The sequence below is a fragment of the Rhizobium sp. WW22 genome, assembly GCF_047041135.1.
GTDB lineage: Bacteria > Pseudomonadota > Alphaproteobacteria > Rhizobiales > Rhizobiaceae > Rhizobium.
Genome location: NZ_CP178199.1, coordinates 1,270,083 through 1,291,459 on the forward strand (window position 1 = coordinate 1,270,083; position 21,377 = coordinate 1,291,459).

Below are 21,377 nucleotides of genomic sequence, written 5' to 3' on the forward strand. Positions count from 1 at the left end.
GATACAATCGCAGGAATAGCAAGATGACACGCGAAATCAGGCTCAATGCCTTTGACATGAACTGCGTCGGACACCAGTCACCAGGCCTATGGCGCCATCCCCGCGACAAATCCTGGACCTACAAGGATCTCGATTATTGGGTCCATCTGGCGAAAACGCTAGAGCGTGGCAAATTCGATGGCTTCTTCATCGCCGATGTGCTCGGGGTCTATGACGTATTGAACGGCAATGTCGATGCGGCCTTGCGCCATTCGGCGCAGGTGCCGGTCAACGATCCGCTGCAGCTCATCCCGACCATGGCCTATGAGACGGAGCATCTCGGCTTCGGTCTGACAGCTTCGCTTTCCTTCGAGCATCCCTACACATTCGCGCGGCGCATCTCGACGCTCGATCATCTGACGAAAGGGCGCGTCGGCTGGAATATCGTCACCTCCTATTTGAACAGCGGCGCGCTCAACATCGGCCAGTCTGCACAAACGCAGCATGACGACCGCTATTCCCTGGCCGAGGAATATCTCGAAGTCTGCTACAAGCTGTGGGAGGGTAGCTGGGAAGACGACGCAGTCATTCGCGACCGCGAGAGCGGCATCTTTACGAGACCGGAAAAAGTCCACCCGATCCGCCATTCCGGCAAGCATTTCAGCGTGCCCGGCATTCATCTCAGCGAGCCGTCGCCGCAGCGTACCCCCGTGCTTTACCAGGCGGGCGCCTCCAGCCGCGGCAAGGATTTCGCCGGTGCACATGCCGAATGCATTTTTGTCGCGGCACCTTCGAAGGCAGTCCTGAAGCGCTATGTCGCCAATGTTCGCGAAGCAGCCGAGCGCATCGGGCGCAATCCCCGCGAAATCCTTTCCTTCAATCTACAGACAGTGATCCTGGGCGAGACCGATGCCGAGGCACAGCGCAAGTTCAACGAATACCGTCAATATGTTTCGCTCGAAGGGGCGCAGGCGCTGATCTCCGGTTGGACCGGCATCGATTTCGGCCAATTCTCAGCCGACGAGGTGCTGCGCCATCGCTATACCAATGCAGTGCAATCGGCCGTCGAGACCTTCACCACCATCGATCCGGACAAGGAATGGACGGTGCGCGAAATGGCCGATTGGGTCGGCATTGGCGGCTTCGGCCCGGTCTTTGTCGGCTCGCCACAGACGGTTGCCGACCTGATGCAGGAATGGATCGAGGATACCGACGTCGACGGCTTCAATCTCGCTTATGCCGTCACCCCCGAAAGCTTCGAGGATGCCGTCGATCTTCTGGTGCCGGAACTGCAGAAGCGCGGCGTCTACAAGACCGAGTATCGCACAGGCACCTTGCGCGAGAAGCTTGGCGGCAGCGGACCCCGGCTTGCAGTCCCGCATCCAGCAACCGGCTATCGCAATCTTGGCGAAGCCAACGCTCTTCCCTGACGCGTCGGATAGGCTTTAGACAAAGGTGCGTGTCTTTGGCTGAGACGGGACAATTCCCGTCTTAGCCGCCCCATGTCTGTTCGAGGACTCGAAGCCAGTTTTGATGCGCGATCCTGGCAAGCGAGGGAGCATCAAACCCATGCGCGCGCAAGGCGTCGATCAGCTTCGGCAGGCCACTCGCATCACCGAGCGCTGCCGGAATGGTCGTACCATCGAAATCGGAACCGAGCGCGACATGTTCGATGCCGATGCGCTCTGCAATGTAAGCAACGTGGCGAACGAGGACTTCGAGAGGCGTATCGGTGTTCCTGACGCCATCGTCACGCAGGAACAACACGCCGAAATTTATACCGACCAAACCGCCGGTATCGCGGATGGCGTCAAGCTGCTTGTCGGTCAGGTTGCGGCTGTGCGGGCTGATGGCATGCGCGTTGGAATGCGAGGCAACCAGCGGCGCATTCGACAATTTGGCGATATCCCAGAACCCCTGCTCGTTCATGTGCGAGAGGTCGATCATGATCCTAAGCTCGTTGCAGGCGCGGATCAGATCTTTGCCGGCGTCGGTGAGCCCGGGGCCAATATCCGGCGTCGAAGGAAACCGGAAAGGCACACCATAGGCAAAGACATTGGGGCGGCTCCAGACAGGTCCAAGCGTGCGCAAACCGGCCTGATGCAGGACGTATAGGGCATCGAGATCGGCCGCGACCGCCTCCGCGCCCTCGATATGGAAAACGGCGGCGAACTGGCCTTCGGCAATCGACCGCCTGATATCGGCGGCCGAACGGCAAACCTTTACGGCTCCTTGCGACCGGGCCTCGATCGCAAGCAAAAGCCGCGCCATGGCCAGGGTTTCGTTCAGCGCGTCCGGCTGGGCGGGCGTCGCAAAATCGGCATTTCCAGGCTTCGGCTGATCCGGCGAAGGGATGAAGATGGCGCAGAGCCCGCCGGCAAGACCGCCACGACGCGCGCGAGGCAGGTCGATATGTCCGGCAGCTTCGCCGTTCAGGAAAGCATCGATGGAATTCAAGCCGCCGCGACGCAGCCGGAGCAACACGTCGTTATGGCCATCGAATACGGGAATTATCGAGGATTCGGTCATGTCTCATTCCAAACACCGCAGTTGCTATCTGCCTAGGCAAGCTTGGCGGAATGGGCAACTGCAAATTATTCATAGCTCTGCAAAAAACGAATTGGCCGCTCGCAAGACACCTGGCTAAAAACTCCCGCGAAAGTAAGATGGGTGGAAGCCATGTCAGGTCGAGTGCAATAAAAACGGATAGTGTTGCCTTGAACGTTGCAGAGGGCACGCATTGAGCGATTTGCGCTTTCGTTTCAAACTCCTGGAATGGAGACGCCGCCCCCTTGTCGCGTCGGCCAGCAAACGCATCTGCACAGATCGGTGCGAATTGGTGCCATATATTGGGACAAGTGAAACGGGATATTGATTTGCCAACCCGCGAGACTTGCCTTTTCGAAAATGCGCAGCAAATGAAAACCGTATTGAGGTGAAAAAACCCGGGATAAGACCAGGATCGCCGCGTATCGGCTCGCTGAAAAGAGCAATTCATAGCAAGTTTCGGGCTTATCCGATGGAAGCGGGCAGCAGGAACCTGTCGGTATGGCGGATGGAGAGTTGACAGCGATGCTTATCTTCCGCCCGACGGCATTCGGAGAGACTTGATTGTCTGATTTGCGACGCGACGACCGATCCCAATCCGCGTCAGACGAGGCGCAGGACGAGTCATGGCGTGGCGATAGGAAATCCATGCAGTCCGAACGGCGGCGCTTTCCCCGGCCGGAGAAGGCAGCGGAGGGCGCCCTGCCGCCGCCAGCCTTGCAGCCCTTGAAATTTTCGACACGTGGTATGGAGCCCGGCGATCAATTTGCCGCTTGGCAGACTTATGTCGCTCCCTTGGCCGACGTCCGGCTGCCGGATAATGCCTCTCCGGAAGCCGGCTTTCCGGCAGACCATACAGCATGGAATCTGGGCGGCATGCTCGTCGTTCAGCAGGATGCGCCGCCTCACAGTTACATGCGCTCGCAGGCGAAAGTGAAAGCCAATCACGTCGATCACTGGCACATTTCCGTGTTATCCAGCGGCCGGACGTGGACGGAAGTCGATGGCCACGTTCTGGATGGCGAGCCGGGCAAGGTGGAATTGCGTTCGCTAGGACACCCTTTTCGGGGGCGCTCGACCGAGGCGAAGGTCCTCTCGCTCTTTCTGCCGAGGGCGTTGTTGCTCGACGTTCCCGCACCGGTAGAAATCGAGAACAATATTGCCCTCTCCGGCGTCTTCACCAACATGCTGATCGAATTTCTCGATAGCGTCGAACACAATCTCGCGCGTCTTGCAGCCACTGATCTACCCCATGTCGTACAGACGGTGCGCAACATGATCGTGGCTGCCATTTCGACCTCAGCGGCTCAATCGACCGGCACAGAACAGCATAGCGCCCTCGCCCTGACGGAACGGGTGCGGCGGTTCGTCGAAGCCAACCTGATCTCGGGCGATTTGACCGCCGAACGCATATGCCGCGAGCTTGGCGTATCCCGCACCCGGCTCTATCAGATATTTGAACAATATGGCGGCGTACATCACTATATTCAGCGCCGCCGTCTCCTGTCGGCGCATGCGGCTCTCAGCGATCCCGCCAATCGTGAGCAGATCGTCGACATCGCCTTTGCCGTAGGTTTCTCCTCGGCGGCGCATTTCAGCCGGGCATTCGGCAAGGAATTCGGCTATAGCCCTCGCGAAGCCAGAAACCTTACCATCCCACGCTATGTCGGACAGATCATCTCACCGGCGCCGTCCGGCAACAGCCACTCTTTCGACGAATGGCTGAAAACCCTGGGCTATTATCATTAGACAATTCCGCATAGCGGGCTTCAAAATCTCCTGAATGAAACGCAGTCGAATGACTCCGATGCGCGGCGTCCCGTCGCGCCCATCCATGCACAAGCGGAAACACCGCACTTCAGCAATCGCGAAAATGGACGCTGCTGCAAGTTTCGGGATGCATGGCTAACGACACCCGATAGGTAAACCATTAAAAATGAAAGGGAATACTAGCTCAGACACCAAAGCCCCAATGTTTGGTGAATGTACCCTGCGTCCATCGGGGCAAGCCTTAGGGAAAACAGCAATGGTATCTACTCGCCAAACAATAGAGATCAGCAAGCCCCAGCATCCCGTCACTGATTCATACCGCGCGGTCGAGCGCGAAGAGGTCCTTGAACTGGCCTTTCGCGATTTCGTCCAAACGGTGGTCTCCGCCGGCTGGAATGAGCCTGAGGTCGCTTTGACCTTGGCCGATATTGCCGACGACTACGTGATGGCTCTCGCCGGTAGAGTTGCGGAGAAATAGTGTTGCGGCCTCCGTCCGCGCTCCGCAGGGGTGAGCACGAACGGTAAGAAGCAACTCTTCAGCATGCCGCCGGCGGCACCGTTCCATAAGAAGCGGGTCATCGGCGGCATGATTTTTTATTGGGCGAACGGCAGGCGTAGCTCTTTTATGCCAATCGCCATCCATCAAGGATTTGATGAAAGCGCTACAATGAAGGTCAGGCAGCATCTTTGGTTTCGCCGGGATATGGAAAGAGCGATAGAGCTCTATACGGCGCTTATCCCTGGTTCGGCCGTCGGATGGATCTCGAACATATTGACCGATCAACCGAATGGACCGGCCGGCAGCGTAAAATTCGCGGGCTTCAAACTCGGAAACCGTTCTTACATGGGATTCGAGGCTGGGCCATTCGACTACCTGGAGCATAATTCTTCGGTCACGGTCGAGTGCGCGACGGAAGACGAGGCAAGCCGTTTGCGTTATGCGCTGGGGAAGGGTCGCCCGGATGATCGCAGCGGAGTGATAGATCCCTGGGGCATATATTGGCAATTTCAGGTCAAGTCACCAGCTGCCGATGTTGGAACATCAGCCAAAGCTCAACCGGAACATGACGGCGATATCATTGCCACAAAACCACGAGCCGCCGCAGCCTGACGCCCGAGTGAAGCAAGATCATCGGAAAAATGATCGCCGCTAGCGGCACATGCGCCAACTTCAGCCAGTCGAAAGCATGCCCTGCCGCGAAGCAAGCGGAGGCCGATCCTAGCTCGGCTCCGCTCACATGCTGACTTGAGCGTCAGTCGATAACCGGGCAGCCGCGCCGATTGGCGAAGACCATGCGGTCGGGGCCGCCGTCATTCCAGCCGCGGACGACAATTCGGCGCCCGTTGCTATCAACCGAATCGATGCGGCGGAAGCCTTCCGCGCGCGCAGCGCGCATCAGGTCACGTCTGTCACAGCCCCGATCGCGGTCCCAACCTCTGTCACGGTCCCAGCCACGATCGCGCGGCGGCCCTCTCCAGTCGCGACCTTGATCGCGCTGCCAGGGCGGCGGTGCATAACCGTCGTCGCCGCCGTAATACTGAGCCGAAGCCGCAGAGGTCATCAGCTGCAACGCGGCCAATCCGACCACGGCGATACGCGAGATCCGTACCAAACCTTCAAGCATTTTCCTTACCCCCAAATTTCCTGTCTTGCGGATGAAAATAGAGATACGCTGATTCGCATGAACTCTGCCTGAACACGGCCAGAACCAGATCGCGCGCCCTGTCACACGGTCGCGCGAGCTTCGGATCGGTGCCGATCCGGCGTTCGGCTGGACAACATCTATTGTGACTTGGAACCTTTGGATGCGAAAGAGGATGATGTGCCATCGCGGCGTGGACGCGAAGCCACTTGCGAAAGCCGCGCATCCCCATGCCAGTCGGTGATTGCCGAATGAACGGATTGGGAAAGAAGCATCGCCCCTGCCAGGCAATAGAGCAACACAATGATCGCCGTTTCGACGATCAGCGGCAGAAAGGCAAAACGAGCGCTGGGGTTGTCATCCTCTTCGGGGAGCAGATCCGGCAACCCAAGCATCATCGCCGTGAGCGGCGAAGCCAGGATCGCGAGGAAAGCGGCGCTATGAATCCACAGGCGCAAACGAGGCAATTTTCCCGCCATCCAAAAGGCTAGAAGCGGAGCGCCGATATTGCATAACAAGCCAAGCGAAACGGCGAACTCTATCGGCAGGATCGAATCGTCATGCATGAATTGCCAACCCTTCAATGCGGCACAGATTAGTGCCGCGCATCCGAAATGACAACTTTCTCTTGCGCTGCTCCTGTCTCTGCATTCTCCAAAAGACGATGCCGTCTTGACCTAAACTTAACCATCAATTCCCACGATCGTCGGTTTGAACACTATTGTTTTCCGCATCGGTTCCCGGCCTATCCCGACTGCTTGGCGCACCAATTGCGCCGCGGCCTCACCGATAGCGCGCCGGGGCGAGCGCGAGGTTGCGATCGGCGCGGGCAAGGAATTGACCAGATCCAGCCCGTTGAAGCCGGCAATCAGCATTTTATCAGGAACCGCAACCCCCAGTTCCATGCAGGCAAACAAGCCGCCGCTCGCCATATCGTCATTGGAATAATAGATGCAATCGAGGTCTGGCGCCGCCACAAGCAACGACGTCGTGAGCTGCTTTCCGAGCGCGATCGAGGAAAAGACGTCATCGGTCCGCTGCCCGGCAAACCCAAGGCCATGCGCATGCAGGACGCGCTCGAAGCCGGCTTTTCGCTTGCGCGCGCGCAGATCTCGAGCCAGGGCACTGCCGACATAACCGAACCGTCTTCGCCCGGCCGCAATCAACGCTTCGGCCATATCCTCTCCCGCCGCACCATGAGACAACCCGACATTGAAATCGATCGGCGTGCCGTCGAGATCCATGAGCTGGATGACCGGAATATTGGCGTGGCGGAGCAACTCCACCGTCTCCTCCGGTTGATCGAGCCCGGTGACGATGATGGCGCAAGGCTGCCAGGAGAGCATGTCGCGGATGATCTCGCGCTCCTTTGCCATGTCATAATCGGATATGCCGAACACGGCTTGCATGCCGGAACCATCGAGCCCGGCGGAAATACCGGCAAGTACCTCTGGAAAGACGATGTTCGACATGCTGGGAACGACGACGGCGACCAGGTTTGTGCGTTGCGAGGACAAGGAGAGCGCCAGCCTGTTGCCGACGTAATTCATCCGCGTTGCCGCTTCGATCACCCTGTCACGGTTTCGCTGGAGACGTCGGCTACGCCACGCAGGGCGCGCGATGCCGTCATCTTGCTGACGCCCGCCTCGATCGCGACTTCCTCCAGAGTGGGTTTGCGCATCCCCAAGCAACCCTCGATGACCCATGGCGGCTGGCACGATGCCGCTCTTCTTCATAGAATGTTTCCGCGAAAAGGCAAACATCAGCCTATTGACAATTCCCGGGAAAATAAAGCTATGTTACCGATACCGGTATCGGTAACATAGCTGAAAATAGCGGAGGTAGCACCGTGCAGAACACGAAGAAGGCAGCCATTATCGGCCTGGGGTCCATGGGCTGGGGCGCTGCTCTCTCCCTTCTGAAAGCGGGCTTTGCCGTGCGCGGCTGCGATGTTCGCAGCGAGGTTCTCGCCCGTTTTGCAGAGAACGGCGGTACGCCCTGCACGACGCCGGCGTCAGCGGCGGAAGATGCCGACGTGATCCTTGTCTATGTCGTCAACAGCAAGCAGGTCGAAGACGTGCTTTTCGGCCAGGACGGCGCGCTGAAGACCGCACGGCCCTCGACCGTGTTCCTGCTCTGCACCACCATGGCCCCGAGCGCCACGATCGCCATTGCCGAAAGACTGGAGGCAGCTGGCATGCTCGTCATCGACGCTCCCGTCTCTGGCGGCCATGTCCGTGCGCTTTCGGGTGAGATTACCGTCATGGCATCCGGCATGCCCGAGGTTTTCGATAAGGCATCCGCAGTGCTCGAAGCTATCTCCGCCAAGGTATTCCGCCTCGGGGATCGCCCCGGCGCCGGCTCGCAAGTCAAGATGATCAACCAGTTGCTGGCCGGCGTGCATATTGCCGCAACGGCCGAGGCGATGACGCTCGCCGCCAAGGCAGGCATCGATCTGAAGACGCTCTATGACGTGATCTGCGTGTCCGCCGGCTCCTCCTGGATGTTCGAAAACCGCGGCGAACACATCGTATCGGGCGATTATACGCCGCGCTCGGCAGTCAACATCTTCGTCAAGGATCTCGGCATCGTGACATCGGAGGCCGACAAAGCCGGTGCCATTACGCCGCTTGCTGCTACGGCGCTCAACCTCTTCGTAGAAGCATCGGAGGCGGGCCTGGGCCTGGAGGATGACGCCGCGGTTGCGAAGATTCTGGCCGCCAGGAGCGGCGCCAGCCTGCCGGGCGTTAAGGGGTAGGCCATGACACTCCTGCTTGGCTGTATCGCCGATGACTTTACCGGAGCGACCGATCTTGCCGCGCTGCTGGCGCGCAGCGGACTGCCCGTTTCGCTGCGGATCGGCATTCCGCAAGACAGACGCTACCCGAACGAGACGGCGGCTTTCGAAGTCATCGCCCTCAAGTGTCGAACATCGCCGGTCGAGGTCGCCGTGAAGCAGGCCCGGCAAGCACTGAATTGGCTCAAGGAAGCGGGAGCGAGCCGCTTCTTCTGGAAATATTGCTCGACATTCGACAGCACGGCCGAAGGCAATATCGGTCCGGTCGCGGATATGCTGATGGCGGAGACCGGCGCGACCCAGGCGATCTATTGCCCAGCCTTTCCGGAAAATGGGCGTAGCATCTTCATGGGTCATCTTTTCGTCGGCGAACAGCTTCTGTCGGAAAGTCCGATGAAGGACCATCCGCTGACGCCGATGCGCGATTCAAGCCTTGTACGGCTTCTGACGCCGCAGGTGAATGGCGCCGTCGGCCTTGCCAACCATAATATCGTCTCGAAGGGAGCGGAATCGCTGAGAGCAAAGTTGGCACAACTCGGCAACGACGGCATTCGGCATGTAATCGTCGATGCCGTATCCGACGACGATCTTCGAACGATCGCAGCAGCATCTTTCGACATGCCGCTGGTGACAGGCGGCAGCGCGATTGCCGGCCAGCTTCCGCAATTCTACATGGAGGAAGGTCTCGTCAGCCTTTCCGAACATCGACAGGCACTGCCAAAGATCACCGGCGGTTCGATCGTGCTCTCCGGCAGCTGTTCTGCCATGACGCGGAAGCAGGTTGCCAATTACGCCGGCAAGGTCGCCAGCCTGCGGCTCGATCCGATCGCGCTTGCAGAGGAAGGCCCCGGTACCGCGCTGGAATGGCTGCGCCAGCAATTCCCCGACGCGCCGAAACTCATTTACGCCACCGCCGAGCCTAATGAAGTGCGGCAGGCGCAAGAACGTTTGGGGCGGGACAAGGCAGGCAAAGTGGTCGAGGACGCTCTTTCCGTGATCGCCCGCACGGCCTTCGATTGCGGCACGCGCCGCTTCGTCGTTGCAGGCGGCGAGACGTCCGGTGCAATCACGCAGGCGCTCGGCGCGGCGCATCTGACTATCGGGCCGGAAATCGCACCCGGCGTGCCTTGGACTTTCACGACCCTTGGAGGTGAAACAGTCGCTCTAGCTTTAAAATCTGGCAATTTCGGCAAAGAAACCTTCTTTGCGGACGCTTTCGACCGATTGGAGACGGTATGAGCGAAGAAGCGAACTTGCGCGAACAGATATGCATGATGGCCAAATCGCTCTACGACCGCGGGCTGACCGCCGGCTCTTCGGGCAATATTTCGGCACGCCTCAGCGACGGCAGGCTTTTGGTGACGCCGACGGGCAGTTCCTTCGGGCGCCTCGATCCGGCACGCCTCTCGCTATTCGACGACAAAGGGCGTCTGATCGGCGGCGACAAGCCGACCAAGGAAATGCCGCTGCATGCCGCCTTCTATGAGACACGACCGAAGAAGACGGGCGCCGTGGTCCATCTTCATTCCAGCCACTCGGTGGCCCTCTCGATCCTGCCCGGCGTCGATGCGGACAACATGCTGCCGCCGTTGACGGCCTATTCGATCATGAAGCTCGGCAAAGTAAAACTCCTGCCCTATTTCATGCCGGGCGACCCGGCGATGGGCGATGCCATTCGCGGACTGGCCGGCAAGCGCAGCGCCGTCATGCTAGCGGCACATGGACCCGTCGTTTCCGCGAAAGATCTGGAAGCGGCTGTCTATGCGATTGAAGAACTGGAAGAGACGGCAAAGCTTGCCATCTTGACACGCGGGGCCAATCCTTCGCTGTTGACGGAGGCTCAGATCGCCGATCTCATCCGCACCTACGATGTGGAATGGGACTGAAGATGACGCGCTTTTCGGCCAATCTGGGTTTCCTATGGCAGGAGCTTTCCCTTCCCGACGCCATCCGCGCCGCCAAGCGCGCCGGCTTCGATGCGGTGGAATGCCATTACCCCTACGACACGCCCGCTGAAGCCGTGCGTCAGGCATTGGAGGAGACTGGTCTTTCCATGCTCGGCCTCAACACCGCCCGCGGCAATATCGCGGCCGGTGACAATGGACTTGCCGCCATTCCGGGCCGCGAGGATGAAGCCTGTCGTCTCATCGATCAGGCGATCGATTATGCAGCCGCCATCGGCGCGCGAAACGTGCATGTGATGGCGGGCAAAGCCGCCGGCGACGAGGCACGGGGCACATTCATCGCCAATCTGCGTTATGCCTGCGAACGCGCTGACAAGACGGGGACGACGATCCTGATCGAGCCGCTCAACTATCGCGATGCGCCAGGCTACTTCCTGCAGACTGCCGATCGGGCACTCGATATCATAGCCGCGATCGATGCCGCCAACCTCAAGCTGATGTTTGACTGCTATCACCTCCAGATCATGCAGGGCGACCTGACCCGCAGGCTGGAGGATCATATGGCGGCAATCGGCCATATCCAAATCGCCGCCGTTCCGGATCGACGGGAACCGGACCACGGGGAGATCGACTACCGTCACATCCTGCAGCTTCTGGAGAAGCTTGGCTATGACAGGCCGATCGGCGCGGAATATCGCCCGGCAACCACAACAGAGGCCGGGCTCGCCTGGCTGCAAGCATACAGATGAAAGGGTGATTAGCATCCTCGATGCCGGATGGCCATCAAAGACATTTGCTCGGGATCGATCCCGAAGACTGATATCAGTTTGGAGTGGTTCAGCTTTTCATTGAATCCTTGAGCCGCTCCGTCTGCTTGTTTTCTCGCAATTCCGAATGGAAAACCGCCACGTACTTTTCCTGGAATTGCTCTATTGGGAGGAAAATCCAATATGCATGTTTTGATCCTGGGCGCTGCCGGCATGGTCGGCCGCAAGCTCGTCAACCGCATCGCCGACGAGCCGACGATTCTCGGCAAGGCTATCGATCACCTGACGCTGGTCGATGCCTTCCAGCCGCCGGTGCCGGAAGCGCTTCAATCCATATCAAAAGCCCTAACGATCGATCTTGCGAGCCCTGGTGTTGCGGAAAAGCTCATCGAAGACCGTCCGGATATGATCTTCCATCTCGCCGCCATCGTTTCGGGCGAGGCCGAAGCCGATTTCGACAAGGGATACTCCGTCAATCTCGACGGCACGCGGGCACTCTTCGAAGCCATTCGCCAGCAAGGCCTGAAATCGGCCTATACCCCGCGCGTCATCTTCGCCTCTTCTATCGCCGTGTTCGGCACCCCCTTCCCCGATGTCATCGGTGACGAATTCTTGACCGCGCCGCTGACGAGCTACGGCACGCAGAAGGCTATCACGGAACTCCTGCTTGCCGATTATTCACGCCGCGGCACTTTCGATGGCATTGGCATCCGACTGCCGACCATCTGCGTGCGTCCCGGCACTCCCAACAAGGCGGCCTCCGGCTTCTTTTCCAACATCCTGCGTGAGCCGCTGGTCGGCAAGGAGGCTATTCTGCCCGTCAGCGATACGGTGCGGCACTGGTTTGCAAGTCCACGCTCCGCCGTCGGCTTCTTCGTACACGCCGCAACGCTCGATACGGCGAAGGTCGGGCCGCGTCGCAATCTCACCATGCCGGGACTTTCGGCGCTCGTTGCCGATGAGATCGATGCCCTGCGCCGTGTCGGTGGCGACAAGGCGGTTGCGCTCATCCGCCGCGAGCCGGATCCGATGATCGAGCGCATCGTTTCCGGTTGGGCGACACAGTTCGACGCCAAGCGTGCGACCGATCTCGGTTTCAAGGCCGAACAGAGCTTCGACGAGATCCTGCGGGCGCATATCGAAGATGAACTGGACGGGAGGGTCGTATGACGCAGGCATCATCTAATGTAAAAAATGCGATCGCATTGGTGACTGGTGGTGGGACGGGCATCGGTCGAGCCATCGCCAAGGCGCTCGGCTCGGCAGGCTTCAAGGTCGTCATCTCGGGACGTAGGGCTGACGTTCTAGAAAAAACTGCCCGCGAGCTTGCCGAGGAGACGGGGGCCGAATTTCTTGCGGTTGCCGCCGATGTCAGTGACCCCGCGTCGGTTCGCAGCCTCTTCGATGCGATCTCTAGTCACTATGGCCGCCTCGATCTTCTGGTCAACAATGCGGGCATGGGTCTGCCGGCCGTGCCGATGGAGGAGCTGAGCTTCGAGCAATGGAACGCCATTCTCGGTGCGAACCTGACGGGCGCGTTCCTGTGCACGCAGCAGGCCTTTCGCCTGATGAAAACCCAGGTGCCGCAGGGTGGGCGCATCATCAACAACGGCTCAATCTCCGCAACGACACCGCGGCCCCATTCCGCACCCTATACGGCCACGAAACACGCCATCACAGGCCTGACGAAATCGACGGCACTGGACGGTCGTCCCTTCGACATAGCCTGCGGCCAGATCGATATCGGCAACGCCGCAACCGACATGACCGCAAGGATGAACGCCGGCGTCTTGCAGGCAAATGGCGAGACCGCAGCGGAGCCGACAATTTCGGCAGAGCATGTTGCCCGCGCCGTCGTCTATATGGCAACCCTGCCGCTCGACGCCAATGTTCTTTCCATGACTGTCATGGCAACGAAAATGCCGCTTGTCGGAAGAGGATAAAAGAGAACGGCAGCACCGCGAGTGCAATACCGCCGTCTCAAGGATTAGCACCATTCGTTAGATAGCAGGTCGTGCCGAAGGCTTGACCTGCCTTCGCTCGATCAGGCCGGCAACGCTGAAGATCAAGACCTCGATCTCCATGCCGATCTTGTCGCCATCAAGCAGCCGGACGACATCGTCTATGCCGGAGACGGCGTGTCCATCGATGGCAAGCAGGTAGTCACCCTCCTGCAAGCCGCCTTTTTCGGCCGGACTATCCTTCTCGACACGACGCAGACGCACGGCGGTCGAATGTGTGACGCCGGCCTCGAGCGCGATGCGCCGATGCAGCTCGACCGTATCAGCGGCAATGCCGATATAAGCACGCCGGACATGGCCGAAACGCAGGATTTCGGACACCACATGCTTCGCCGTATTAGAGGCGACCGAAAACGCGATGCTCTGCGCACCCTGGATGACAGCGGTATTGACGCCAATCACTTCGCCGGCGGAAGAAACCAGCGGACCGCCGGAATTGCCGGGATTGAGGGCGGCATCCGTCTGAATGATATCTTCCATCAGCCGACCGCTGGCCGCGCGCATCGACCGGCCCAGCGCCGAGACGATGCCGGCGGTGACGGTCCATTCGAAGCCAAGCGGATTGCCGATGGCGATCGCGATGTGACCACGCTTCAGCGATTTGGAATCGCCAAGTCGCGCCCAATTGCCCGGCCAGTCGTTGGCGCGAATGAGAGCGAGGTCGGTATCCGGGTCGCGCCCAAGCACTCTGCCCTCAACGGTCGCCCCTTCCGGGGTCTTAATGCGTACCGCCTTGGCATCGTCGACGACATGATTGTTGGTGACGACCAGGCCATCAGGCGAAATGGCAAAGCCCGAGCCATGTCCGGCACGGCCGCCCAAACGCTCGATGCGGCTGACTGCCGGACCGACGAGATCGACGGCACTCGATACCGACTGAGAATAGGCATCCAGCAGCTCGGCATCGGATGACGGCTGGATGTCGCGATCAATAAAGCCCATGAAAACTCCTCCGACGCGGACGCGTCGCATAGAGGAACGGCAGCAACTGTTGAAAAGCAGGAGGCTGTCGGTTCGACAGATTGAAACAGTGACTACTGAAATGAGGAGAGATCAAGCCAAGTTCAAGAGCCACATATGCCCGTGCGTTTTTGAACCGCCTCTTATCTCACGCGTGCTGAAACAGTCTGTTGGCGGTGGTCACTGCTCGCCATCCGCCATGTGTTCCGGCCGTTGGCTTTGGCTCGGTAGAGGGCACGGTCCGCTTCCTGAATCAGAACTTCTCCGTTCTCGCCATTCTCCGGCGCCGCCGAAACGCCGATGCTGATACCGATATCGACGGTGGTGCCCTCAATGCGAAAGGAGGATTTGAAGGCAGCAATGCAACCCTTCGCCACATCAGCGACATCGCCCACTTCCCCGGTCATCAGGATGGCAAACTCATCACCGCCCAAGCGCGCAACCATGTGGTCTCTGGCCGCACCACGCAGCCGCTCGGCCACCATCTTGAGAACCTCGTCGCCGGCAGCATGCCCGAAAGTGTCGTTGACCGGCTTGAACCCATCGAGATCAAGACAGAAAACGGCGACGCTCCTTCCGTTATTTACCTTCAAGGCGTCATCGAGAGCCTTGTAGAAGCACATCCGGTTCGGCAATCCGGTGAGCATGTCGTGCCGTGCCAGACGATTGGCTTCGGCCTCCGCGAGAATGCGATCGCTGACATCGGCAATGGTCAGCAGGAGACGGCGTTCCAGGCCTTCGTGGAGCAATCGAACGTAAACAAGCACGTGGCGTTCCGACCCATCGGCCACTCTCTGCCGCCAGACGGTTCTGGCCTCGCAATCGCCTTCGAGTTCGAGAAGCCCATCTGCAAAGCGATCCGCCTCGCTCTCGGCATGCATGTCGCACGCCCTCCGCGAGAGCAGCGTCGCTTTTGAAAAGCCATAAAAGTCGATAGCTGCCCGGTTGACCTGAAGGATCTGCAGATTGCTGCCATCGCATAGGAGCATCGGCATCGGATTGGCATCGAAAAGCTGCCGCAACCGCTCTTCGCGCTGTTTCAGCTCACTAATGTCTATCCGCATTCCGATGGCCCCGCCGTCGGGTGTGCGCCGATCATCATGCCGAAGCCATCGGCCATCCTGGAGCTGCTGCTCCTCCTGTGAAACCGGCTGGCGAAACTTTCGCATGCGCTGCTTCAGCCACGTATCCTTGTCTTCGACAACCTCCGGCATGCGGCCGCTGGCAAGGCTGATCTTCAGAATATCTTCGAAAGCGATGCCCGGTTTGAGGTGATCGGCGATATCCGGATAGAGCTCCGCATATTTCTCGTTCCACAGAACGTAGCGATCACTCGCATCGAAGACGCAGACCGCTTCCGGCAGCATCTCGATCACATATCGAAGGCGCAGATTGGCCTCTCTCGCCGCCACCGCAGCATGGCGGTCTTCGCTCCCTGGTTCGATAAGAACCGCCGTCAACCTTCCTGACGTCGAGGGCCAAGTCATGACGTTGACCCGGCAATCCCGTCGATGGCCGGCGCCTGTCACGAGCAATGGCTGCGACGCAGCGCCCGGCAGCGGCCACTCCGGTATCAAATCCGAGACGGATAGGTCGTGAGGCGCATCTGAAAGGATAAAGAGCTCCAGGGCTCCCGCATTGGCGAAGACGATCGTGCCGACGGCGTCGAGCACAAGTGCCGCCATCGGACACGCTTCCAGGAATGCGACGATTTCCGCGTCCAGCATCTTCTCCCAGCGGGCCTTCAAATTTATCCCCAAGCCCGATTATAACATCGGATAGTAAAGAAATGTCGTAGATCATGACAAGACGTACCGCGTTCCTAAAATCGGAGCATCGTCCGCCGGCGATTGAATTCAGCTCTTGTCCTGCTGCAACAGCCGCTCGAGCTCTCGCTCCTGCATCTCGATGGCTTGCGTGACGAAGCGCAAGATCACCTGCTTTTCCGCCTCGGAAAACTGTTTAAGCATCTGCGCGCCGGCCTGCTCGATTGGGCCATAGGCTTCTCGTCCCAGCCTGACCGCCTTCTCGGACGGTGCTACCAGCACGCGACGCCGGTCGTTCGGATCGGGAACGCGGTGGAGAAGGTCCCGGGCCGAAAGGCGATCGATCAAGGCAGTAACCGATGGCGGCGCAAGGCCGATAGCCTTGGCGACGGCGTTTGCGGGCTGCGGCGCGCGCATGATCACGCTGAGACATCGCCGCTCGGCGCTATTGAGCCCATGCAGCTTGCCGAAGGTTTCGTCGAAGCTCTCGGTCGCCTCCTGCCAGCGCATGCAGGCAAGGCTGATGGCTTCCACGAGATGACGCTCATCTTCATTTGACTTTTGTTCGATCATCGAATAATTCATTCATCAAACTATTAGAATGAAGAACCAATGTGCCCCATTGACGATCCTGCCGCAACCATGAATCGAGCGAAAACCCCTGAGGCGACGATCGGCATATGCGGCGCTGGCGTAGGCGGGCTCGCGCTCGCACTCCGGCTGGCAAGATTTGGCTTTCATCCGGTGCTGTTCGAAGCCCGCTCCAAGGAAGCCGCCTTGTCCGAAGGAGAGTTTCTGACGCTCGCGTCCAACGGCATGAACGGGCTGCGGGCGGTGGATTGCTACGAAGAAGTATTGCGCCAGGGATTGGAAACCCGCGCCATCGAGCTCTGCAACGCCCGCGGAAAAAGGCTCGCGCTCATCGACCAGAACGACCATTTGGCGGCATTCGGCACGCCCGCCGTCACCATCAGACGCGGCGTTCTCACACGCATCCTGATCGAAAAGTGCCAAGCCGAAGGCATCACCATACAATTTGGCCGGCGCGTGACCAAGGTCGACAATCATGCGCATGCCGTAACGCTCAACTCCTCCGAAGGGACTGGTCTTGCCGTCGACCTGCTCGTCGCCGCCGACGGACTGCGATCCTTCGTCCGTACACAAATATTTCCGGATTATACCCAGCCGCAATTTACCGGCCTGATCGGCACAGGCGGCATCGTCGATGCCGAGATACCGGATACAAATGGCGTCATGCGCATGACGTTCGGAGAGAAAGCCTTCTTCGGCTACATCAAGACGGCATCCCATCCAGTATACTGGTTCGATTCCTTCCCTGCTGATACACCCGAAGCGGTGCGAGCACTGGAACCGGCAGCACTCGCCGCTCATGTTCGCGAAATGCATGCCGACGATCCCGAACCCAACAGATCGATCCTTCAAGCGGTCGGTCAGGTCGAGCGCAGCTATCCCATCTTCGACATGCCACAGCTTCCGGTCTGGTCGAGCGGGCGTGTCGTCTTGCTGGGCGACGCCGCGCATGCCATCGGCCCACATGCCGGCCAGGGTGCCTCGATGGCAATAGAAGATGCGGTAGTCTTGTCATCCTGTCTCGCAGCGACGCTCGACCACGGCGCAGCCTTTGCCCGCTATGAGGCCCTCCGGCGCCCGCGTATTGCCCGCGTGGTGAAGCTCACCCGGCAGAATGCTTCCAGGAAACGAAAAAACAGTCGGCTTAGCCTGTTTCTGCGAGATTTGCTTCTGCCTCTGCTTATTCCGATGACCGTCAGAGCTAGCCGTAGATTGTTCGCATATCGGGTCGATCTCGATCCGCTGGAGGCAAATACCTCGTTCGAAAGCGGTCGCAAGTATGCAGCCTGACATTCGATCGATCTGTTGAAACCGATCTAGGAAGGCGAGAATAGCCGGCGAAGTTTCTCCCCCGTCGACACAAGAAAGCTATCTCCGCGGCCAAGCCAGCCTGCTCCAATTTGCAATATAGATCACGAATGCAATGAACATTCCCGATCCGATAAGATCGAGCCGATGCCGGCCGAAAAGGAAGAGACCGAGAAGCGCCAAGCCGATCGAGGAGGCCATTAGGAAGAGAGAGGGGATTAGGCTTGTGATGGGCACCCCCGCCTCGCCTTCGGCTTCGACACCATCGCCGGTCACGTGACTATTGGAGCCTGGGGACCTATTGTCGAGCCTGACTGTCACCTTGCCGCGTCTGGTGGCGAGCCTGCCCCTAACCTTCTTTCTCGAAGTCAAAAGCACGAGCACCATCGAAATGAGCATGCTGCCGAAGCCCCAGGAGAAAACCGTGCATGCTGCCATGGCGGTCGCGTTTGCGTAGGTCCGATAAAGGTGAAGTGCCAAGGCTCCCATCGCTATGGCAATGGCAAGAAACAAGGAACCGACAATCAGGAACGTGATCCTGCCGGACAATTGCTTTTCGCCTTCCACGCGACCTCCCATCGACATCAATCCGCTCAGATTGTCCAAACTAGGAGGATATCGACGATCTTCAAACACCGGTGCGACATTTGTCGAGTTTGGCCGTCTGCCGGATGACCTTTACGAAACCGCCGGCAGCGATAATTAGCTTCGGTGTCGGAGGATGGAGGTACCCATGAAGATTGCAAGATCCGCCTCGGCGGTAATCATCATCGGCTTATTTGCCATGAACGCCGAAGCCGCAGGGATCGATTGCGCAAAACCTGGTTCGACAGGTGACCAAATGATTTGTCGGGACAAATCGCTACTGGCCCGGGATGCGATGGTGAGCAATCTCTATGCTGCCGCGCTGAAGCACGACGATGCGGGCAAAATCCGGGAACAGCAACGGCACTGGATTACGACGCTACAGTCCTGCAGCGACGCTGAATGCATTCGACAGGCCTACGACGACCGGATCGCGTCTCTCCTGAGGACCAAGGGTGGTCGAAGCGCATCGGCGGATTTCCAGTCGAGCAGCGCCGACGGCAATGAGGGTCATCTCGCGATCTTCGGGCCGGTTGGGGGCTTCCTCGCGGTCTCGCTCGCCTCGACCTATGTTGGCCCGGGCGGCGCCGACGCGGGCGATGTCAATGCCGATGGCATCGACAGTGTCGTCCCGCTGACGAAGGAGCACGCTGAAATCACCAGAGACGCGTGCAAGATCGGCCTTGACCGTCTCGACGCAAGAACCTGGCGCGTATCACAGGCGGGTGTGTGCGATTTTGCGGATGGCGTGACCCTGCAAGGTACCTACCGCAAGGAATAATATGGTCCGAACTCGGTTGCCTACTGGGTGAAGCATAGCTCGCGAGACTGGAATATACCGATCGCCGGATCGACCTCGGTAGCGAGGCACTTTTTGACCCGGCCGCCAACGACGGCCGAAGCCTCTTGAGACAAGACAAAAAATTGGGCGATCAGCTGCCGGCGGCGTCGGAGGTGCACTTCTTGACGAAGCTGGTCTTTGCGGCGCCAGCAAGCTTCTTCGATGCTGCCTGGGTATCGCAGGCGGCTGCGGCGTCCTTCTCGCATTTCTTGGTAAAACTGGTCAAAGCGGCGCCTGCCAGCTTCTTGTCGGCGGCCTGGGCCTTGCATGTTGCATCCGCCGCCATCGCACCACCGGCAATGCAGGTCGAGATAATGGCGATTCCGAGCAGTCTGATCATCGAATTCCTCCGGGGCTTACCGCGGCAAAAGGCCGAGGTAACCAGACACTAACGCAATGTCAGCCGCAGTAAAGAGACGCGCGGATCATCTGTAGAAGAGAAAAAGCGCTATGCACTCGCGTTCAAACGGCGCAACCTCAATTGATCGCCGCTTGAACGCATCGGCAAAAGCATAGAAACTACATATAGACGCAGAAGCGGCATGCGGCCCCTCCTCCACGCCATGGCAAAGCGTGGCAAGCAACAACATAAAATAAAGTCATCTCCGGTCCTCCCATGAAGACAATTTCAGGCACGAATCTCGAACAGGCCAAATCGCATAATCGGCGTGTCGTGATCGAGGCCATTCGCACCAACGGGCCGATGTCGCGCGCAGCGATTGCGCGCGTGACAGCACTGACCACGCAGACGGTTTCGAATATCGTGGAGGAACTCGCGCGTTCGCACCTCCTCATCCCGATGGAGGCGCAGAAGATCGCCCGCGGCCAGCCCATCATCCCATACACCATCAATCCCATGGGGGCCTACTCCATCGGCCTCGAACTCGGCCGCCAGCGTGCGGCCGGGGTACTCACGGATCTTTCCGGCACGGTTTGCGCCCGCATTGACCGCCATGTCGACAGGCCGGGACCGACCGAGGCAATGCCGGTCTTTGCCGAGATCGTCAGGGATCTGCAGGAAACCTTTTCCTTCGATCACGCCCGGTTGCTGGGCGTCGGCATTGCCCTGCCCGGGCGCTACGCCGATGGCGGCGTCACATCGCTCAGCCCACTGAACCTGCCGGGCTGGCAGGATTTTCCCGTGGCCCGTGAACTCGAACGCCTGATCGGCCTGCCTGTGCTTGTCGAAAACGATGCCACAGCGGCGGCGATCGGCGAGCGGCTCCATGGTGTTGCCCGCGGCCTCGGAAGCTTCGTCTATCTCTTTCTGGCGGGTGACGGCGGCATCGGCGCCGGCATGTTCCTCGACGGCCACCTCTACAAGGGCAGCCGTGCCAATGCCGGCGAAATCGGCCACATCATCGTCGAGCCGCATGGCAGGCTTTGCACCTGCGGTAAGCGCGGCTGTCTCGACCGCTATGTCTCGCCATCCGTCGCCTACGAATGTCTGGAGATCGAGGATGCGCAGGAGCTGGACCCGGATGAACTGGATGCGATGATTGCGGCCAACAGCCGCGGCCTGGAGGTCTGGTTGGAACAGGCTGTGCAGCCGCTTCGACAGACGATCGATTTTCTCGAACTGGCCTTCGATCCGCAGACGATCGTGCTTGGCGGCAGCGCTCCCACATCCCTCATGATCGGACTGGCCGAGCGCGTGGAGCCGCTGTACACTCCAGTGAATCCGATGGAAAAGCGCACCATTCCCCGTTTGATGATCGGCGCCACCGGCAAGGATACCGCCATCCTCGGCGCGGCGGCCTTGCCCATTTTCTCGGAAACCAACCCTCAATTCGATGTGCTTCAGAAGCCGCTGACGCACCGCGCCGTCATAGGCTAGGCAAGCGGCTCGACCTGCGTTCTGGCAACCTTGCTCAGGCGCGACCCAGCTGGGTCGCGCC

The 21,377-nt window shown here is 59.3% G+C and carries 21 protein-coding genes and 1 pseudogene; 13 read left to right on the forward strand and 9 right to left on the reverse strand.

Going from position 1 to position 21,377, the window contains the following annotated elements:
- Positions 1-23: 23 nt before the first annotated feature.
- Positions 24-1,409, forward strand: coding sequence for an LLM class flavin-dependent oxidoreductase (locus ACK83U_RS24780; protein ID WP_112603835.1), 1,386 nt, complete (start codon positions 24-26; stop codon positions 1,407-1,409).
- A gap of 61 nt (positions 1,410-1,470) precedes the next feature.
- On the opposite strand, the gene ACK83U_RS24785 is transcribed toward ACK83U_RS24780, so the two are convergent.
- Positions 1,471-2,508, reverse strand: coding sequence for a dipeptidase (locus ACK83U_RS24785; protein WP_112603837.1), 1,038 nt, complete (start codon positions 2,506-2,508; stop codon positions 1,471-1,473).
- Positions 2,509-3,174: 666 nt separating this feature from the next.
- On the opposite strand from ACK83U_RS24785, the gene ACK83U_RS24790 reads away from it, so the two are divergent.
- The 3 genes from ACK83U_RS24790 (at position 3,175) to ACK83U_RS24800 (ending at position 5,407) form a co-directional block, all read left to right on the forward strand.
- Entirely contained in the window at positions 3,175-4,275 is a 1,101-nt protein-coding gene (locus ACK83U_RS24790; protein WP_112603839.1) for a helix-turn-helix domain-containing protein, read from the forward strand.
- A 277-nt stretch (positions 4,276-4,552) separates the two neighbouring features.
- The gene (locus tag ACK83U_RS24795) at positions 4,553-4,774 is read left to right on the forward strand and encodes a hypothetical protein (RefSeq protein ID WP_112603841.1); all 222 of its coding nucleotides are present in this window, start codon (positions 4,553-4,555) and stop codon (positions 4,772-4,774) included.
- A gap of 63 nt (positions 4,775-4,837) precedes the next feature.
- Entirely contained in the window at positions 4,838-5,407 is a 570-nt protein-coding gene (locus ACK83U_RS24800; protein ID WP_412474904.1) for a VOC family protein, read from the forward strand.
- A 142-nt stretch (positions 5,408-5,549) separates the two neighbouring features.
- Here the strand turns inward: ACK83U_RS24800 and ACK83U_RS24805 are convergent, their stop codons facing one another.
- From ACK83U_RS24805 to ACK83U_RS24815, 3 genes and pseudogenes are all read right to left on the reverse strand, one after another.
- Complete coding sequence (locus tag ACK83U_RS24805; RefSeq protein WP_183713991.1) at positions 5,550-5,921, reverse strand: hypothetical protein; 372 nt, start codon at positions 5,919-5,921, stop codon at positions 5,550-5,552.
- 158 nt (positions 5,922-6,079) lie between these two features.
- Complete coding sequence (locus ACK83U_RS24810; protein WP_246781308.1) at positions 6,080-6,505, reverse strand: hypothetical protein; 426 nt, start codon at positions 6,503-6,505, stop codon at positions 6,080-6,082.
- 117 nt (positions 6,506-6,622) lie between these two features.
- A pseudogene (locus ACK83U_RS24815) lies at positions 6,623-7,620 on the reverse strand (LacI family DNA-binding transcriptional regulator).
- Positions 7,621-7,830: 210 nt separating this feature from the next.
- On the opposite strand from ACK83U_RS24815, the gene ltnD reads away from it, so the two are divergent.
- From ltnD to ACK83U_RS24845, 6 genes are all read left to right on the forward strand, one after another.
- The gene (ltnD, locus tag ACK83U_RS24820) at positions 7,831-8,697 is read left to right on the forward strand and encodes an L-threonate dehydrogenase (protein WP_412475034.1); all 867 of its coding nucleotides are present in this window, start codon (positions 7,831-7,833) and stop codon (positions 8,695-8,697) included.
- A gap of 3 nt (positions 8,698-8,700) precedes the next feature.
- Positions 8,701-9,975 (forward strand): 3-oxo-tetronate kinase, encoded by a 1,275-nt coding sequence (otnK, locus tag ACK83U_RS24825; RefSeq protein WP_112603845.1) that lies wholly within the window; start codon positions 8,701-8,703, stop codon positions 9,973-9,975.
- Entirely contained in the window at positions 9,972-10,622 is a 651-nt protein-coding gene (otnC, locus tag ACK83U_RS24830) for a 3-oxo-tetronate 4-phosphate decarboxylase (protein WP_112337281.1), read from the forward strand. The genes otnK and otnC overlap by 4 nt, the downstream gene beginning before the upstream one ends.
- A 2-nt stretch (positions 10,623-10,624) precedes the next feature.
- Positions 10,625-11,389: a hydroxypyruvate isomerase family protein gene (locus ACK83U_RS24835; protein ID WP_412474905.1), complete on the forward strand. Its 765-nt coding sequence runs from the start codon at positions 10,625-10,627 to the stop codon at positions 11,387-11,389.
- 201 nt (positions 11,390-11,590) lie between these two features.
- Complete coding sequence (denD, locus tag ACK83U_RS24840) at positions 11,591-12,577, forward strand: D-erythronate dehydrogenase (RefSeq protein WP_112603849.1); 987 nt, start codon at positions 11,591-11,593, stop codon at positions 12,575-12,577.
- Positions 12,574-13,350 (forward strand): SDR family oxidoreductase, encoded by a 777-nt coding sequence (locus ACK83U_RS24845; RefSeq protein WP_112603851.1) that lies wholly within the window; start codon positions 12,574-12,576, stop codon positions 13,348-13,350. The genes denD and ACK83U_RS24845 overlap by 4 nt, the downstream gene beginning before the upstream one ends.
- A 57-nt stretch (positions 13,351-13,407) precedes the next feature.
- Here ACK83U_RS24845 and ACK83U_RS24850 read toward each other — a convergent pair whose 3' ends face one another.
- From ACK83U_RS24850 to ACK83U_RS24860, 3 genes are all read right to left on the reverse strand, one after another.
- Positions 13,408-14,370 (reverse strand): S1C family serine protease, encoded by a 963-nt coding sequence (locus ACK83U_RS24850; protein WP_112603853.1) that lies wholly within the window; start codon positions 14,368-14,370, stop codon positions 13,408-13,410.
- Between the two features lie 161 nt (positions 14,371-14,531).
- Positions 14,532-16,136, reverse strand: coding sequence for a diguanylate cyclase domain-containing protein (locus ACK83U_RS24855; protein ID WP_412474906.1), 1,605 nt, complete (start codon positions 16,134-16,136; stop codon positions 14,532-14,534).
- Positions 16,137-16,244: 108 nt separating this feature from the next.
- Complete coding sequence (locus tag ACK83U_RS24860) at positions 16,245-16,727, reverse strand: MarR family winged helix-turn-helix transcriptional regulator (protein WP_412474907.1); 483 nt, start codon at positions 16,725-16,727, stop codon at positions 16,245-16,247.
- A gap of 69 nt (positions 16,728-16,796) precedes the next feature.
- Here ACK83U_RS24860 and ACK83U_RS24865 point away from each other — a divergent pair, with 69 nt between their 5' ends.
- The gene (locus tag ACK83U_RS24865) at positions 16,797-18,035 is read left to right on the forward strand and encodes an FAD-dependent monooxygenase (RefSeq protein WP_412474908.1); all 1,239 of its coding nucleotides are present in this window, start codon (positions 16,797-16,799) and stop codon (positions 18,033-18,035) included.
- Between the two features lie 78 nt (positions 18,036-18,113).
- On the opposite strand, the gene ACK83U_RS24870 is transcribed toward ACK83U_RS24865, so the two are convergent.
- A complete protein-coding gene (locus ACK83U_RS24870) occupies positions 18,114-18,620 on the reverse strand; it encodes a hypothetical protein (protein WP_112604051.1) in 507 nt (168 codons plus the stop codon).
- A 217-nt stretch (positions 18,621-18,837) separates the two neighbouring features.
- Here ACK83U_RS24870 and ACK83U_RS24875 point away from each other — a divergent pair, with 217 nt between their 5' ends.
- A complete protein-coding gene (locus ACK83U_RS24875) occupies positions 18,838-19,419 on the forward strand; it encodes a lysozyme inhibitor LprI family protein (RefSeq protein WP_412474909.1) in 582 nt (193 codons plus the stop codon).
- Positions 19,420-19,570: 151 nt separating this feature from the next.
- Here ACK83U_RS24875 and ACK83U_RS24880 read toward each other — a convergent pair whose 3' ends face one another.
- Positions 19,571-19,819 (reverse strand): hypothetical protein, encoded by a 249-nt coding sequence (locus tag ACK83U_RS24880; protein WP_112603861.1) that lies wholly within the window; start codon positions 19,817-19,819, stop codon positions 19,571-19,573.
- A gap of 276 nt (positions 19,820-20,095) precedes the next feature.
- Here ACK83U_RS24880 and ACK83U_RS24885 point away from each other — a divergent pair, with 276 nt between their 5' ends.
- Positions 20,096-21,316: an ROK family transcriptional regulator gene (locus ACK83U_RS24885; RefSeq protein ID WP_112603863.1), complete on the forward strand. Its 1,221-nt coding sequence runs from the start codon at positions 20,096-20,098 to the stop codon at positions 21,314-21,316.
- Positions 21,317-21,377 lie beyond the last annotated feature (61 nt).

Coding starts and splice junctions, on each gene's coding strand:
- denD (WP_112603849.1), top strand. CDS start 11,591: ATGCATGTTTTGATCCTGGGCGCTGCCGGCATGGTCGGCCGCAAGCTC.
- otnK (WP_112603845.1), top strand. CDS start 8,701: ATGACACTCCTGCTTGGCTGTATCGCCGATGACTTTACCGGAGCGACC.
- ACK83U_RS24850 (WP_112603853.1), bottom strand. CDS start 14,370: ATGGGCTTTATTGATCGCGACATCCAGCCGTCATCCGATGCCGAGCTG.
- ACK83U_RS24805 (WP_183713991.1), bottom strand. CDS start 5,921: ATGCTTGAAGGTTTGGTACGGATCTCGCGTATCGCCGTGGTCGGATTG.
- ACK83U_RS24845 (WP_112603851.1), top strand. CDS start 12,574: ATGACGCAGGCATCATCTAATGTAAAAAATGCGATCGCATTGGTGACT.
- ACK83U_RS24795 (WP_112603841.1), top strand. CDS start 4,553: ATGGTATCTACTCGCCAAACAATAGAGATCAGCAAGCCCCAGCATCCC.
- ACK83U_RS24810 (WP_246781308.1), bottom strand. CDS start 6,505: ATGCATGACGATTCGATCCTGCCGATAGAGTTCGCCGTTTCGCTTGGC.
- ACK83U_RS24875 (WP_412474909.1), top strand. CDS start 18,838: ATGAACGCCGAAGCCGCAGGGATCGATTGCGCAAAACCTGGTTCGACA.
- ACK83U_RS24790 (WP_112603839.1), top strand. CDS start 3,175: ATGCAGTCCGAACGGCGGCGCTTTCCCCGGCCGGAGAAGGCAGCGGAG.
- ACK83U_RS24860 (WP_412474907.1), bottom strand. CDS start 16,727: ATGATCGAACAAAAGTCAAATGAAGATGAGCGTCATCTCGTGGAAGCC.
- ACK83U_RS24885 (WP_112603863.1), top strand. CDS start 20,096: ATGAAGACAATTTCAGGCACGAATCTCGAACAGGCCAAATCGCATAAT.
- otnC (WP_112337281.1), top strand. CDS start 9,972: ATGAGCGAAGAAGCGAACTTGCGCGAACAGATATGCATGATGGCCAAA.
- ACK83U_RS24865 (WP_412474908.1), top strand. CDS start 16,797: ATGAATCGAGCGAAAACCCCTGAGGCGACGATCGGCATATGCGGCGCT.
- ACK83U_RS24880 (WP_112603861.1), bottom strand. CDS start 19,819: ATGATCAGACTGCTCGGAATCGCCATTATCTCGACCTGCATTGCCGGT.
- ACK83U_RS24785 (WP_112603837.1), bottom strand. CDS start 2,508: ATGACCGAATCCTCGATAATTCCCGTATTCGATGGCCATAACGACGTG.
- ACK83U_RS24800 (WP_412474904.1), top strand. CDS start 4,838: ATGCCGCCGGCGGCACCGTTCCATAAGAAGCGGGTCATCGGCGGCATG.
- ltnD (WP_412475034.1), top strand. CDS start 7,831: ATGGGCTGGGGCGCTGCTCTCTCCCTTCTGAAAGCGGGCTTTGCCGTG.
- ACK83U_RS24835 (WP_412474905.1), top strand. CDS start 10,625: ATGACGCGCTTTTCGGCCAATCTGGGTTTCCTATGGCAGGAGCTTTCC.
- ACK83U_RS24780 (WP_112603835.1), top strand. CDS start 24: ATGACACGCGAAATCAGGCTCAATGCCTTTGACATGAACTGCGTCGGA.